Below are 15905 nucleotides of genomic sequence, written 5' to 3'. Positions count from 1 at the left end.
ATCGGGCGTCGCATGCTGCGGCCTTGACGCAATCCATCGAACAAGCGGTCGAAAGTGCACGCCAGCAGATTGCGGCGCGTGACCCCCAGCTGTCGGTCGGCACGCCTGGCTTTTACCTCGAGATCGATCTGCCCATGTCCGGACGGGCGGCCCTCGACCAGTTGGCCGATCGTCGCCGGCACATGGAGCTGGTCGCCGTCCATGAGCCAACTCAACCCGGTGCTCCCATCACAGCGTCGGTGTTCCTGCCGCAAAGCGCGCAAGCCTATTATTTGCGGAAAGTCGAGGCGTATCGAGACGTTGACACTGACCGCGGCAGACCGCGCAACGAGCCGCTCGTCTCCCGCATGGAGACAGTCAGGCTGGCGACTGCACGATCGTTGTTTACCGACCACGACGACCTCTTCCCCCAGGCCGCTGACGAGCAGGTGTGGTGGGAAGTCTGGCTGCGCGACGGTCGCCGCGAGAACTTCGAGCACATTGCCGAAGCCCTGAACATCACTTTGCGCACGCATGCGGTCAGGTTTCCGGAGCGGGTGGTCATGCTGGCACTCGCCAGCACGGCAATGCTCGACCGCATGATTGCGCACAGCGATGTCGTCGCCGAGCTGCGGCGCGCGAAGGATACGCCGTCCTTCTTCATGGGCCTTGGTGGCGCGGAGCAAAGGGACTGGAGCGACGAGCTTCTCGGGCGCGTCAGACCGCCTCAATCCGATATTGCGGTCTGCATTCTCGACAGCGGCGTACGTCGCACCCACCCGTTGATCGAACCCGCACTTGCCGTTGAAGACTGGCACACCGTCAAACCGGCATGGGGCAGCGACGACACACCTGCGTGGAGCGGCCACGGGACGCGAATGGCAGGTGTCGGCCTGTACGGTGATCTGGTCCCGCTCCTGGTCGGAGGCGATCCAGTTCCATTGCCCTTTCGGCTGGAGAGTGTCCGTATCCTTCCGCCAGAAGACGAGGCAAACGATCCAGAACTCTATGGCGCGATCACCGCGGAAGCGATCGCCCGCGCCGAGGTGCAGGCGCCGGAGCGCCGCCGCGCGATCGCAATGGCTGTGACAAGCGCCAGTCCGGCGCGTGGAAGGCCCACATCGTGGTCTGCCGCTATCGACCAACTCTGTTTCGAAGAGGAGCAGCGACGCTTGATCGTTCTCTCTGCCGGCAACATCGGCGATGACCTCATGCCGGCCGAGCATTTGACGCGCAACGATCTGGAAGCAGTCGATGATCCTTCTCAGGCCTGGAATGCGCTGACGGTCGGCGCTTTCACAGAAAAGGTCGATATCATTGACACCGACTTTGCGGGCTACGCTCCGATCGCGCCGGTCGGCGAGCTCTCGCCGCGCAGTCGCACTTCGGTCGTTTGGGACAGGCAGTGGCCGGTGAAGCCCGAGGTCGTCTTCGAAGGCGGCAATCTCGCCCATGACGGTGTGTTGCCTGGCGAGCCGATCGACGATCTGCAGATATTGACCACTTTCTATCGACCCGAACTGCGCCACTTCACCACCCTCGGAGATACGAGCGCGGCAACGGCCCATGCCGCACGGATGGCGGGACTGATTCTATCAGCGCGCCCCGAGCTGTGGCCTGAAACGGTTCGCGCCCTGATCGTCCACTCGGCCGAATGGACTCCGGCGATGCGCGCACGCATCGATGCGTGCAACGGAGCGAAGGGCGAGATCCAGGCGCTCGTGCGGCGCTATGGTTACGGCGTGCCAGATCTTGGGCGCGCGCTTCTGTCAACGGTGAACGACCTCACGCTTATCGTTGAAGATGAGCTTCAGCCTTTCCAGCGCGAGGGCGGCGCGGCTGCCAAAACGCGTGACATGAAGCTGCATCGCCTGCCTTGGCCGAAGGAGCAGCTCGCGGCGCTCGGCGCTGCCCAGGTCGAGCTCCGCGTCACGCTGTCCTATTTCATCGAACCCAACCCCGGTGAACGCGGATGGACCCGCCGGCATCGTTACGCGTCCCATGGTCTTCGGTTCAGAGTAAAGTCAGCGACCGAGACAGTCGACGAATTCCGAGCCCGCATCAATCAGGCCGCTCGGGACGAGGAGGAAGGGGCGCCTGCTGGAGGCGGAGAAGAGTGGCTGCTCGGCACCTTCCGCGATCGCGGCTCGTTGCACGCCGATTTCTGGTCGGGCAGCGCCGCCGATCTCGCCGAGCGTGACGCGATCGGCGTGTTCCCGGTCGGGGGCTGGTGGAAGGAGAAGCCTTACCTGGAACGCGTCGACGCTCTGGCTCGGTACGCCCTGATTGTGACGATTCGGGCGCCTGGGGTCGATGTTGACATCTTCACACCCGTCGAAGCAGCCCTGACTGTCGAGACGTCGGTCGAGACCTGATGCAGCACTGTCCAAACCGGCCAACAACGGAGGTTTGACCAGCCTCTGGTGCCATGGCGGCTGGTGCTGGATCATCACGTCGGCAACAGGGATCATGCGCGGAGGACGATAGGCCGCCAAAGGAGCGGGCCAAGCGTGTCATAATGGCGCCCATGGTCACGCCCACAAGCCGCGCCCCCTGCGTCTACAGAGAGGTGCGCGTCTGCTTAGGCGGCCGAGACATCGCTTACCTGATCAACGCGCTCGCCGTATTTGCGCCTGTAAGCGGCAATGAAATCGTCGTCGCTACAGATGCAGCGGCCGCTGGAGTCCTTGGCCTTCGGATCGTGCAAGTGAGAGCCAAGGGGGCGCAGAAGATTCACCCGAGTGCTCGTCGTCGGGCTCATGGGAAACCCCGCACTATGTTTGACCAAATCCGCGGCAAGCATAATCCCGGCAAGCACCGACTGAAAGGCCATCGGAACCACAGTTCGAACGCGGCGACTTCCTTCGCTAAGCTGGAACACCAGACCGCCGCAGATAGCCTGCTGATAAAAGGAGCGCAGGGGCTGGCCAACAAACGGGGCTAGCGGTTCAAACGGCACAGCCATCGCTGTAGCCACGCGAACTACAAAGTCGTTGGGAACTCCGGCATTGGTCTGCAGGAGCGTTTTCACCTGCTCGTGTGCTTCCGGTATTCCGAGTTCCTCGGCAATCAGCTGGTGCTCGTCCTTGGATTTTCCGGATGGCAGGTACATGCAACAAAGGCAAGCCTGGCCGTCATCGAAACCATGCCGGGAGATACCGAGATCGTGCTCCTGCGTCCAAGCGTTTGCGATCCATCGCGGCAGTGCACCTTGGACAGCCAGACGGTCGGCGGCGGTGTCAAGCGCCACACCCACTTGGTCGAAGACCCAATTGCCCCGGCGCGCAACATATTCTGCCCACGTCAGAGGGTGCGCCTCGACCTCAAGGGCAGTCGATCTAAGGGCGGTGGCTGCAAGAACCGCTTTGGACATACCAATCTCCGCCTGGCCAGCCAATGCGTAGCGCTGCAGGTTTGAGAGTTCGATCGCTTCGTGATCGATTACATGCAGACGACCTTTGAGATCGGGTTGTCTCGCTAGCGCCCAAAGCGAGCCATGGCCTATCGCACCGAGCCCAACGAGGTGGGTTTCGCCAAGGTCGACTGGGAAGTCGATCGGGCCAGGCTCTCCGGCTTTGGTCTTGTCGTAGCTGCATAGCGAGAGGTCGATGGTTTCGTCCAACTCGGCGCCGGTCAACTGGGCAGCGAAGATAGTTCGAAAGACGTTGGCGGCGCCGAAGCAACTGGCGGCGCCAGCTCCATAAGGCAGCAGACTTGGGCCAGAGCCCACCGGGTCCGTACGCGACAGCTTTGCCGCCCAACCGTCCGATCCCACGAAAAAGATCGGGCACCGGAGTGATGGGCGCGTTACCCCTGCAACGACGCAGACGGTGGCAGACTTGCCGGAACGCCGGATGCCGACTTTTGGATTGATCGACTTTGCCAAGCGCTCCAGCGCTTGGGCTTGAGAGCTCGCCGCGCTGTCCAGCGGGAGTATCGCCAGAACCGGGTAGAGCCTAGCGAGCAATCTCACCGCAAGATCTAGTGTCGCCTGGCCTTCGGCGCAGGAAGCGGCCTGATGGTCGAAGGCGACTGCCACGACCTGCTTTTCAAGAGCTGCTTTGAAGTCTCCCAGATGAAAATCGGCCAGGACCTGAGATGCCGCCGTGGCGGCGCGATCGATGAAGTTAGCGAATGCCATTGTTCAACTCGATATCATGATCATTCGCGACAGTGCCGCGGGAGGGAGCGCATTCCATTTGGCCTTTTCGTCAAGCCGATAGGCGGCGACCCGAGCAAAATCGAAAGGCTCGCGGGCGAAATTCGGCACGACCAGCGACAGACACCCAACCGTGGTAGCAACCGCATAAGCGTCGTCCGTCGTCGAATGGTAGGCGCGGCCCGGATGGCTGTGAATCTGGGCCAAGAGTTTCAGGCCGCTTTTGTAGAGCCAGACATTGAGCCGGTGCAGTTCTTCGGCCGCAACGATCACGCAAACGCCATCGTTTGTCCGAATGTGACGCTGCGCCGGGATAACCGTCTCTGTTACGGCAAAGTGCCGCTCTTGCTGAACGCCGACCCAGAGCGCCATCCCCTCATTGCCCTCGCGACCAACTGAGCGCAGATGCCCATGCGTGGTCGAGATGCAGCCGCGCGGGAGAGTCACGATCGTTACATCTCTCAAACCAGTCATTCTTGTATCGCCTGAGGGGATACCACCATTCCTACGATTGTCGGTTGGAGTTGAATCTGCAACTGCTCTATAGGAACGATTCCGTACTTGATGATCTTGTCCAGGATGAAGGCCAAACAGCCTTCGCCAGAACCCCGATGAAGCAGCCATGGATCACCTGAATGGGCTGGATTGTCGTGGTATTCCCGGACGCCCGCCATGCACAGGAATGGTTCGTCCTCGGGACTGTTGGCCTGGATGAAGTCCGTCAGCGGCACGGCGTTCTGCTGGATGAGAGCTCCTATCATCTCCGGCGGCGTTCCGGGCAGCGGCGGACGTCTAAGCATTTTCAGGTATAGATCTTTCCGGGCAATCGGATGACGCGTAAACGGATCGACGAAGACCACGGACGGTGGTCTTAAGTCGTAGTCGGTGAAGTCGACCTCGCTCGCTGCGCTGACCACCCGTGGCTTTAACTTGGGGCTGGCGAAAATGAAGAAAGCGCGCGGAAAGGTCGCCTCGATCAAGAAGCAGCCCTGAGCCCGATAGACATCAGCATATGGCCGGAACCGGCCGATCTCCCGATCAAACTTCGCTCGGGAGACCTCCGGATCCACACTTTGGTGTTTAGGCACCTGCGACGCCCGCCTTCAGGCTGAGGAACAGGGTCACAGTATTCGGGAAACCGAAGTCGCCAAGCTTCTTGTCGACATCGAGCAAGTTGCCGGCCTCATCCTTGAATTCCCAATTCTCGGCTGGTTGGGCGACATTCTGCGTGTTCTCAAGGGCTTTGGTACGAATGACGTGAAGCGGCTGGTTGGGATTGGCTTCGACCTGCGTGGGCTGGCCGTTCACCACCACCGTGATCTCGATCTTGCCCGGTCCGCCGCCGTGATTATCGCCCTTACCCGAATCCTTCGACATTGTCCTACTCCTGTGGCTTGCCAACCGCCCCACGCCCTGGCGCCCACCTGCGAGTGAGACCGGCGGTCTTCAATCGTTCACCCGGCGCCACGGCCGCGAGTACGCGAAAGACAGGGGATAAGCTACCGAATCGGTGCTTGCTTTCTTTTATGGGTGACTTGAGCCGCAAGTAAATGGTCTCAAATTGCTCCTCACAACTATAATCGATTAGAGCAATGCAAAAATATTGGCGACACGCCTATTCATCTGCTCTCTCACTCGCCTGCTCCGTGCTTGGCAAGGGGAGCTTTGACTGCGTCACGCGTCCCCCAAGCAGCCGATTGCGCCGGCAGCGCCGTAGGAACCGTCGTTCAGAGTCTTCACCACTCAAGCAGCCGCATGGATGCAGCCGACGCTCGTCTCCACAAACAGCGCAAGTGGTGCCTTGTTGGATAAGGTCGCCTCGTCCCTGGTGCAGCATCTGTCGGAACGGGTCCGCTGCGAGACCATGCCTCATCATCGCCCATGCGCAGCAGCCGGCGGTCGATGCTCGTAAGGCGTTCTGCTCATTTCGTGGCGAAGGCGCTGCTCGACTCGCGGACATATGCGGGCACCGAGGCGGAGGCTGACCAGTCGGCGCCGCGTTCGCGGATGTCGCTTGCAATGTGCTCGCGTGCGTTTGCCGCCGGCGACCTTGCCGTCCTCGCCTGCTATGGCGAGCCGGCGCAAGCGGATTGCTCGATACTGCCGGCGAGGCTGCGGGCCGGTCCTAACGGCCGTTCACAAGAGCTTGCATCAGCAACTGGCAATCGGATCGATAACTTCGCGATCGCCGTTATGGCGCGGAGATGCGGTCTCGCCGGGTTGTGGCTGGCGCTTCGTTGTGGGCGGCGCGTCGTAGCCGAGGGAGCAGGGGCGGCGCCATGATCCAGACCGAACGCGCGCTGCAGCAGGTGCTTGAGTGGGGGCGTGCCCTGACCGGTTTCGCGGATGAGCATGCTGAGGAAGCGGTAAGGGGCGGCCAGTATATCCTGCAACGCATTCACCCGAGCCTGCGCGACACCAGCGCCCGCACCGGCCGCGATCCGCAGGACGAAACGCTGATCGTGGCGTTCTATCGCGAACTGGCGCTGCTGTTCTGGCTAGACGATTGCAACGACGTTGGCCTGATCGCGCCGGAGCAGCTCGCCGCCCTGGAGCAGGCGCTGGGGCACGGCGTACCGTGCGTGCTCTCCGGATTCGAGGGCTGCGCTCAGCTGCGCGCTTCGCTGGCTGCGCTCGCTTACGATCGTCACGACTATGCTCGGCTTCTCGACTATACCCGGTGCTACTGCGCGGCGCTGCGCGCCGGACACGCGCAGGCGGCAGGGGCGCGACGCTGGTCTTACGCCGAGTACCTGCACAACGGCATCGATTCGATCGCTTACGGGACCGTGTTCTGTTGCCTGTCGCTGCTGTGGGGGCTGGACATGGCGACCTTGCGCGCGCGTCCAGCGTTTCGCCAGGTCCTGCGGCTCATCTCAGTGATAGGGCGCCTGCAGAACGATCTGCATGGACGCGACAAGGACAGGTCGGCCGGCGATAACGCGGCGATCCTGCTTCTGCAGCGCTATCCGGCTATGCCTGTGGTTGAGTTCCTCAACGACGAGTTGGCCGGCCATACGCGCATGCTGCACCGGGTGATGGCGGAAGAATGCTTTCCCGCGCCGTGGGGACCGTTGATCGAGGCGATGGCGGCGATCCGCGCGCAGTACTACCAGACTTCGACCAGCCGCTATCGCAGCGACGCTGCAGGGGGAGGCCAGCGTGCGTCGGCCTGGACGCGCCGGAGGCGGCGGCTTGGGCGCGCTGCCGTCGGTTCGATCCGACGCAACGCCGTCGCCCGCTGCTACGGATGGAGCGAGCATGAGCGACACCGCCCTGAGCCGGGGAAGGACGAACATCTGGACATCGTGCTGGATCGGCGAACGGCGCCGGCCACGGTGGCCGCTGGCTGGGAGTACATCCATTTCGAACACTGCGCACTGCCCGAGTTGGACCTGACGCAGATCGACCTGCGCGCCTCGCTGCTGGGCAAGGCTATGCGCGCGCCGCTGCTGATCAGCTCTATGGCCGGCGGCATGCCACGGGCCGAGGCCATCAACCGGCATTTGAGCGAGGCAGCGCAAGCCTTGGGGATCGCCATGTGCGGTTCGCAGCGTGTGAGCCTGCAATCCCGCAACTCCCAGGGGCTAACGCGCGCGCTGCGCCGCCTGGCGCCAGACATTCCCTTGCTGGCCAATATCGGCGCCGCGCAACTGCGGGAGGCCGACGGCCTGGACCTGGCGCGTCGCGCGGTGGACGCGCTGGAGGCCGATGGGCTCATCGTCCATCTCAATCCGCTGCAGGAAGCGGTACAGCCGGAGGGCGACCGCGAACTGGCGCGGCGTCCTGGCGCTGATCGCTGGCGCCGCGCGCATCGTGGGCGTGCCGATGGTGGCCAAGGAAGTGGGGGCGGGCCTGTCCGCCTCGGTGCCTGTGCGCTCGTCGAGGCGGGCGTGGCGGTAATCGATGTCGCCGGCGCCGGCGGCACCAGTTGGGCCGCAGTGGAGGGCGAGCGCGCCCGCAATGCCGCCGACCGTGCAGTGGCGATGTCATTCGCCGATTGGGGGATTCCACCCTGACCAGCGTGCAGGCGGTGCGTCGGGCGCTGCCAACGGTGAAGCTGATCGCGTCGGGCGGGATCCGCGATGGCGTCGACGTGGCCAAGGCCATCCGCCTGGGCGCGGACATCGCCGGGCAGGCGGCCAGCGTGCTGGGCGCGGCGACAGTGTCCACCGGGGCCGTTGTCGCGCATTTCGAGATCGTCATCCGCCAGTTGGCCGTCGCCTGCTTCTGCACGGGCTCGGCTGATCTGGCGGCGTTGCGTCAGGCGCGCTTGTTGCCCTCGTCGCATTTGTCCGCCGGTTGATGTCGGCGTCGTCCGCACGCTAACAGCAGGCTGCTGAAATACCTACGCCAAAGACAGACTATTGATCCCCCTGGCGAGACGGCTCGATTGACGGGAGCGATGTGTTCATGGAGCAGCTGTTCACGATGAAGCGGTTGGAAGATTTCGTTCCAGCCGGTCATCCTGGTGCCCGCACCGGCTGATGATCAATGGAGCGCTGGTGCGGCTAGACGGCATCCTTTCCGGCATGTACGCCTGCAGTGCCAAAGGCGGTCGCCCCAGCGTTGCGCCGGAGAAATTGCTGCGGGCCGTGTGTTGCAGGTGTTCTACAGCGTCCGTCGGAATTGATGCAGCAGGTGCTGCTGTGGCAAGGCCAAGACCCGGGAATGCCGTCAGCTTTGATCAGGCGCTTCGGGCCGTCGGAAACGCGCGAAGAGTCCGGCTTTCGAAAAAGGCCGAACGCCTCAGATAAAGCCAGAACTCCTTGGGTCACCATCAAACCAATTTGACGCCCCGGGACAATTTCGTCCGGCATTGTCCGGTGTGCGACGATGTTGGGGATGCGACATAGGCGGATTGCCGTGTATTTAAACCGCTTTTCCTTTGGCACGCATATTGCGCCCTATCGGTAAACCTCGTCATGGGCCGGCGGCAATCGCTCGGAGATTGTCGAAATAGCACAATGATTTCTGCCGGGGTGACATCCGGCCCGACTAGAGCAGGACCTTTCAGATGATGCAGAAAAGCAAGCGGCCATACTCGCGGGGAAATAGTCGCGTCAGGGCTGCATGGACGCTCTTTCCTGGTTGTTTCGGCGGCGGACGCCAACTCTTCAATCGGCACCCGAACCAGTGCCTGGATGTCCAAGGAGCGCCCCTGTTGCGCGTGCCTGGCTGCACCCGCGTGCTGGCTCTCCTCCAAGGCGACGCTTCGGCGCTGCTGCAGACCGGCGACGAGAACCCAACTTCAAAATTAGCATTCCGAAAACCGAAAGAAGTGAACAGGTATGTCCAGGATCGGCGCTTTGACGCGCGCCGCATGGCGATCGGCAACTCAGACGCTGGCCAAGGGTTCGAAAAGTTTACACCCGACGCTAGCGCCGGCCGATTTCAAGCGCGCACTTACGATCAACGAACGATATGGCGGGCTCACTGTCAATGTCCCCAAAATGCCTTTCTGGCTGACCGGGGGTGAAGCCTTCGTCTACCGCCGGACTAGCCACGGCGAGCAGCAGTTCATGCAGGTCGATGCTGCCACGGGTTTCAAGCGGCCCGCTTTCGATCAGGCGCGTCTGGCGGCAGCGCTAAACAAGGTGAGCCATGAGAGCTATCAAGCCGGCAATCTTCCGTTCGACCGTTTCGAACTGAGTGAGGATGGTCGCAGGCTCGACTTCCAGATTGAAGACACCCGGTGGAGCTGCGACCTTGCAAGCTATGACTGTACCAGCACCACATTCGATGCAAGGAAAGGGGACCGTAGGGAGCTCAGCCACCGCTACACGCCGCCAGCGGAGAACAACCCCGACAAGAGCAACGCGTCGCCCGACGGCAAATGGATCGCCTATATCAAGAACTGCAACGTTTTCCTGCGCAGCGAGGACGGATTGCAGGATGTTCCTCTGAGCCGGGACGGAGCCGAAGGCAATTGCTACGTCTTTTCGACGCTGAGCTGGTCGCCGGACTCGCGCCACCTCGCCGCTTACCTTGTTCGCCCCGGCTATAGGCGAGAGGTCCGCTACCTCAATTCTTCGACGGACCAGTTGGAGCGGGAATATTCAACAAAATTCTATCCCAGGCCGGGCGATGTCCTTCCGCTGCCCCAGCCAGTCCTGTTCGACATTGCCGGCCGGCGCCAGATCGTGATTGACGGTGCCCTCTTCTCGAACGTCTTCGAACTTTCCCCTCTCCGGTGGTGGGCGGACAGCCGCGGCTTCACTTTCGAATATAACCAGCGCGGGCATCAGCTTTATCGCCTGGTCGAGGTAGACGCCGCCTCGGGCCGCGGGCGCTCCCTGATCGATGAGACCAGCGAGACATTCGTTGATTATTTGCCGCTGGGGCATGGCCAGGAGGATGCCGGAAAAATCTTCCGTTACGATGTCGATGACGGGAAGGAGATCATCTGGGCATCAGAGCGCGACGGGTATGAGCATTTGTATCTTTTCAACGGCCGGACAGGCGCGCTCGAAAACCAGATCACGCGAGGTGAGTGGGTCGTCCGGAGGGTCAACCATGTCGATCCGGTCAAGCGTCAGATCTGGTTCGAGGCGAGCGGGATGAACTCGCAGGAGGACCCCTATTGGGTCCATGCTTACCGCATCGGCTTTGACGGCAAGGGACTGACTGCACTGACGCCCGAACCGGCCAACCACCATATCGAGTTCTCGCCTGACAGGCGCTATTATGTCGATCTCTGGTCACGCATCGATCTGCCCCCGCGCATGGCACTCTACCGCGCCAGCGACAATGCCAAGCTCCAGCAGATCGAGACGGCCGACATTTCTGAGCTCGTCGCCGCAGGCTGGCAGCCGCCGCTCAGTTTCCATTCCAAGGGGCGCGACGGCAAAACTGACATCTGGGGCGTGCTCCACCTGCCAGCCAACTTCGACCCGACGAAGAAATACCCGGTTGTGGAGAATATCTATGCTGGACCCCACGGCTCCTTCGTCCCAAAATCCTTCTCGCGGTGGACAGAGCCGCTCACGCAGCTGGGCTTCGTCGTTGCTCAGATCGACGGCATGGGCACCAACAACCGCTCCCGCGCCTTCCATGATGTTGCTTGGAAGAATCTGAAGGACGCAGGATTTCCCGATCGCATTCTGTGGCACAAGGCGGCGGCCGCGCAATATCCATGGTACGACATATCCAACGTCGGCATTTTTGGCGCATCCGCCGGCGGCCAGAGTGCAGTCAGCGCGCTGCTCTTTCACCCCGATTTCTACAAGGTCGCCGTCGCCAAAAACGGCTGCTTCGACAACAGGATAGACAAGACCTGGTGGAACGAACTTTGGATGGGGTGGCCGGTCGGCATTGAATATTCGCAATCCTCCGCCGTTGACAATGCTCACAGGCTGCAGGGCAAGCTGATGATCGCGGTCGGCGAAATGGATGATAATGTCGATCCGTTTTGCTCGTTCCAGCTTGCCGATCGACTCATCAAGGCAGGAAAAGATTTTGACATGGTCTACGTTCCTGGTGCCAATCACCATACTCTAGGCACCTACACCGAGCGCAAACTCCTAGACTTCTTCGTTCGCAACATTCTCGGTCAGACCCCGCCCGACTGGAACACCAAACCGATCGAGCTGGAATAGCTTGTGGCTCTTGCAATTGTTAGCTCGCCTTATCAGCTGTAATCAGGGCGAGGCGCGAGCAAATCTGCACCGAAGGACGATCGTGGAGTCTAGGACTTGCGCTGCGTATTGAGGATCGGCTCGCCGCGGCGTTGGTCTGAGCAAACTGCTTGATAGGCACGCCTGCAGACCGCGTGTGTGCGATTGCAAGATCCCCTATCAGCCTGGTGTGAAGCGTTCAGGGGAAAAGCCGCACCCAACGCCGCTTCCGCTCGCCGTAACGCTACGGCGGTGCGGCCCACCGATCCGCTCGACGAGCATTGGAACACATAGGTCCCCGAACGGACGATTGCCTTGGCAATAGAAGACCCTCGTCGGTCATCGCCGCTGTGGGTGGCAGCCCGTCGGTCTGGAGCTGCCACGATTCTCATCCTCGCGTCACATATGAGCTGAAGCTTTCCGGATCGGGTATCCAATCGGCATCCAGTTGCTCGGCGATATGGTTGAATTCTGCCCTCAGGACAAGAGTGAGTAGAGCAGCCCCGCTACGAAAATCCCATCCTGGTTCGTTTGACGCATCGACTATTCAGATTGATTGGCGTGATACCCGGCGCGGCCGCAACACGCGAGGCCGTCAACCGCTGAGCAGAAAACCAGCCTTCGCCTTCCGCGGCGGCGGACCTCGTCAGCCTCTCGAAAGCTTGCCTGAGTAGGTTGCTCATGTGATCTGTGGAAGTGAGGATAGCGTGCACCCGTACAAACTAGACATTCATCGTGGCAGCTTGGCTGCAGGTGCAGCACGCCGTACCGCACGAGCAAGCGGACAGGCCGGCCAAGCCGGTTTTGAGCAGCACTTGGGCGAACTGCAGGCGGCGGACGAGTTGATGGGTGCGCTAGGCGAGGAGGTCCTCGTCAATGGCTCGCATGGTAAAGGTGAGTTGAGACCAACGAAGAGGCAGAGGATCCAAAGCAATCTGCAGCATGCTGTCACTGAGCGGCAACCAGGTGAGGTTGGCAACTCAGGCGCTCGCGTGATGATGCAACTCCCCACCGATCAGGTGGGTACATCGGAACGGGAGGCGCAACTTGTGATGCAGGGGGACGAGCACGAATACACCCCAGCACCGCATCTCGACGGGTCGATGCCCTCGACAGTGCAGCCGGATCGTCCAATTGTGGTCCCCGACGGTGCCGACAAGCGTCCTGTTTATTCCAACGATGCCACCGCCATCGAAGGGCTGAAGTCAGCACTCCTTGCGGGTAAAGCCAGGCCGGACACGGTCACTCGCAGCACAAATTCTCTTTTCGGCTTTAGTCGTTGGCTCTTTCAAAACAACAAGCCAGGGCTTGCTGCTCGGCTTTACCATCCGTCGCTGAGCCAGGATCTCGAGGAGTACGAGAGTAGGGGTGGTTCCTCCACCGTGGCTGGCGCACTGCGTCAATTGATGAAGTCGATGGGCGGAGCCGGCCCGATTGTGGGTCGCGCTGTCCTGAACCCCCATCCTGACGACGCCGCGCTCACCAGACATTTCAGATCCGCGAGCGGCTACGCAACTGCTCTTAACCATTTCAGTCATTACCTACGTCAAAATGACAAGCTCGGAATTGCGGGTCGCATTTACGATAAATCGCTGGATAAAGATGTTGAGAGCTACAAGGCCGCCTCCTCTAATGGTGGAGCTCCGATCGAATCTGCGCTGGTTTATCTCCGCAAGAACCCGCCGCGCGTTATACTCGGGAATCATCTGGAAAACGCGGTCAGCATGGAGGCTCGTCCCCGTGGCGACGCTGCTCAGCATACCGCACCACAGCAGGGATTCGATTGGCCAGAGGAGCTCCTGCCGGTAGGTTATAAGGAGGGCACCGATCTACCATTGTCTCTCGCCCCAACCGCGCACCAACACCAAGCGCCCGACTTTGGAGAGGCCGTCCCTCACTTGAACTGGCGCCACGGCGACCAGGGCGCCCCGGAGGAGCTGGTAGCTGCACGGGACAGGAGCAGCCCGCTGCCAAGCGAGGCGGTGCCACATAAATCTGGACGGGGACTCGCTACGCAGCCCAGATTGTGGGCGGAGAAATCCGCCTCGCCAGAGCTCTTTCGACGGCGGGCGGAGCAGGCTCTGCCGGCGTCCGCCAGAGGTGTGGAGACATCCTCCGCGGTTGATGAAGCCGCGCAGGCCGCTCGCCAAGCTTTGGCTTGGTTGCAGCAGGAGATGGAGGGGATCGAACCGATGCAGGATCCTCATGAGGTGGCTACACCGGAATGTGAGGCGCAGCTCGTCAGGCAGAGGGATGAGCACGAATCCACCCCAGCACCGCATCCCGGAGGTGGTGGGTCGATGCCCTCGACAGTGCAGCCGGATCGTCCAATTGTAGTCCCCGACGGTGCCGACAAGCGTCCTGTCTATTCCAACGATGCGACCGCTATCGAAGGGCTGAGGGCAGCATTCCACGCGGGTAAGGCCAAAGCGAACACGGTCACTTACAATGTAAATTCTCTTTTCGGCTTTAGTCGGTGGCTCCTTCAAAACAACAAGCCAGGGTTTGCTGCTCGGCTTTACCATTCGTCGCTGGATCAGGATCTCAAGGAGTACGAGAGTACGGGTGGTTCCTCCACCGTGGCTGGCGCACTGCGTTACCTCAAGAAGTCGACAGGCGGAGCCCCGATTATGGCTCGCCCTGTCGTGATCCCCTATCCTGACGATGCCGAGCTCATTAGAAATTACAGAGCCGCTTCGACCAAGGAGTACCTGGCAGCGCCTGCGACCGGACGGAATCCAGATACCGTGGGCGGCTATACAAATTTTCTTAGACATTTTAGTCAGTACCTGCGTCAAAATAACAAGCTTGGGATTGCGGCTCGGATTCACGACAAATCGCTGGATAAAGATGTTGAGAGCTTCAAGGCTGTCTCCTATGGTAATAGGCTAAGTATCAGTTCTGCATTGGCTCACCTCCGGGATATCCTGCCGCGCATTGTGCTCGGGCGCGAAACTGTCCTTTCTGCTCATCCGGCAGACGCAGTCACCAGGCGCGTTGGGGCCGCTGCTGAAGCTGGGCCAGCGGCACCGGCAAGAGCTCCCCAACCCGCCTCGCCAGCAACCGCTAGGCTGCCAGGCACCTACCGCGGCCTTCCACTGGTTGATGTGACCACACTGACTACCAGTTCCTCTGGGGCTCAGATCGGGGCGCTCGATCCGACAGCCCCGTCCAACGTTGCAACGGGGCGGGTGCTCGGCGCCGCCGAATGGCTGAGCGACGCCCATATCCAGAGAGATTACAATTTGCTGGAGGGGCAACTGCAGGGGATCAATCCGGCGCTCGCTGCCCGGACTCGGCTGGTGGATCCTTCCGTATCCCATCTACTGCGACACACGTCGCCGCAAGACGCTCGAGGCATATTGCAGTCCATCTATAATCAAAACAACGCCACAGCCGACTTCCTGTTCTTGCCAGTGAATAATGGCACGGCTACTAGCCCCGGCACCCATTGGTCGCTGCTGCTCGTTGATCGCCGCGACCCGGAAAGGCGGTTCGCCTATCACTACGACTCCCTCCAGCGAGAGGGATATAACGACGTGCCTGCAAAACAGCTCGCAGGACTGCTGAATGCCACCTTGGCGCCAGCCCCCATGGCCAGACAGACGAACCATTATGATTGCGGCGTATTTGTCCTGGAGGGCACGTGGGCGCTGGTTGAACGATTGGTGAAAGGGCAGCGGCCAGACCACGAGCCGCTGCCCCTCGACAACCTCGTTGCCGATCGGCAGGCGCTGCAAGACCGGCTAAGGAGGCGCTTGCCGCACGAGGAAGAGCCGCGGCAGCTGCTGGAGGATGAACCCGCCTCCCCACCGATGATGGCATTCGAGCCAGGGGAACTGCGGCAACTGTTGGAAGACGAGCCTGCCTCCCCACCAATGATGGCGTTCGAGCCAGGGGAACTGCGGCAACTGTTGGAGGACGAGCCTGCCTCCCCACCAATGATGGCGTTCGAGCCAGGGGAACTGCGGCAGCTGTTGGAGGATGAACCCGCTTCCCCAACGATGATGGCGTTCGAGCCAGGGGAACTGCGGCAGCTGTTGGAGGATGAACCCGCTTCCCCATCGATGATGGCGTTCGAGCCAGGGGAACTGCGGCAGCTGTTGGAGGATGAACCCGCTTCCCCATCGATGATGGCGTTCGAGCCAGAG

The 15905-nt window shown here is 61.3% G+C and carries 7 protein-coding genes and 3 pseudogenes; 6 read left to right on the top strand and 4 right to left on the bottom strand.

All coding sequences use genetic code 11. The annotated features are described in order from the left end of the window. Nucleotides 1-2354: S8 family peptidase (locus EN914_RS04730; RefSeq protein WP_206527180.1), on the top strand; the 2354-nt coding region annotated here is incomplete at its 5' end. Between the two features lie 206 nt (nucleotides 2355-2560). Here the strand turns inward: EN914_RS04730 and EN914_RS04725 are convergent. The 4 genes from EN914_RS04725 to EN914_RS04710 form a co-directional block, all read right to left on the bottom strand. Then, entirely contained in the window at nucleotides 2561-4120 is a 1560-nt protein-coding gene (locus EN914_RS04725; protein ID WP_024505651.1) for an E2 ligase fold family C protein, read from the bottom strand. A gap of 3 nt (nucleotides 4121-4123) precedes the next feature. Continuing rightward, nucleotides 4124-4510, bottom strand: coding sequence for a Mov34/MPN/PAD-1 family protein (locus EN914_RS04720; RefSeq protein WP_236383243.1), 387 nt, complete (start codon nucleotides 4508-4510; stop codon nucleotides 4124-4126). Nucleotides 4511-4608: 98 nt separating this feature from the next. Next, nucleotides 4609-5208 carry a putative metal-binding protein gene (locus tag EN914_RS04715; protein ID WP_372958890.1) on the bottom strand — a complete coding sequence of 200 codons (600 nt, stop codon included), beginning with the start codon at nucleotides 5206-5208 and terminating at the stop codon, nucleotides 4609-4611. A 10-nt stretch (nucleotides 5209-5218) separates the two neighbouring features. Continuing rightward, entirely contained in the window at nucleotides 5219-5515 is a 297-nt protein-coding gene (locus EN914_RS04710; protein ID WP_024505654.1) for a DUF2604 domain-containing protein, read from the bottom strand. A gap of 902 nt (nucleotides 5516-6417) precedes the next feature. On the opposite strand from EN914_RS04710, the pseudogene EN914_RS04700 reads away from it, so the two are divergent. The 5 genes and pseudogenes from EN914_RS04700 to EN914_RS04685 all read left to right on the top strand — a co-directional run. Then, nucleotides 6418-7311 (top strand): annotated as a pseudogene (locus EN914_RS04700) (hypothetical protein); the annotation flags it as partial. A gap of 88 nt (nucleotides 7312-7399) precedes the next feature. Continuing rightward, nucleotides 7400-8444 (top strand): annotated as a pseudogene (fni, locus tag EN914_RS04695) (type 2 isopentenyl-diphosphate Delta-isomerase). Between the two features lie 86 nt (nucleotides 8445-8530). Continuing rightward, a pseudogene (locus EN914_RS39085) lies at nucleotides 8531-8762 on the top strand (IS5/IS1182 family transposase); the annotation flags it as partial. Between the two features lie 667 nt (nucleotides 8763-9429). Further along, complete coding sequence (locus EN914_RS04690) at nucleotides 9430-11736, top strand: S9 family peptidase (protein WP_024505658.1); 2307 nt, start codon at nucleotides 9430-9432, stop codon at nucleotides 11734-11736. Between the two features lie 833 nt (nucleotides 11737-12569). Next, nucleotides 12570-15905, top strand: a 3336-nt coding sequence (locus tag EN914_RS04685) for a Ulp1 family isopeptidase (protein ID WP_245497801.1), incomplete at its 3' end; no start/stop codon positions are given.

The organism is Mesorhizobium sp. M7A.F.Ca.CA.001.08.2.1, assembly GCF_003998455.1.
GTDB classification, from domain to species: domain Bacteria; phylum Pseudomonadota; class Alphaproteobacteria; order Rhizobiales; family Rhizobiaceae; genus Mesorhizobium; species Mesorhizobium ciceri.
This window is presented reverse-complemented; position numbering and strand designations above follow the sequence as displayed.

Coding starts and splice junctions, on each gene's coding strand:
- EN914_RS04725 (WP_024505651.1), bottom strand. CDS start 4,120: ATGGCATTCGCTAACTTCATCGATCGCGCCGCCACGGCGGCATCTCAG.
- EN914_RS04720 (WP_236383243.1), bottom strand. CDS start 4,510: ATGGCGCTCTGGGTCGGCGTTCAGCAAGAGCGGCACTTTGCCGTAACA.
- EN914_RS04710 (WP_024505654.1), bottom strand. CDS start 5,515: ATGTCGAAGGATTCGGGTAAGGGCGATAATCACGGCGGCGGACCGGGC.
- EN914_RS04690 (WP_024505658.1), top strand. CDS start 9,430: ATGTCCAGGATCGGCGCTTTGACGCGCGCCGCATGGCGATCGGCAACT.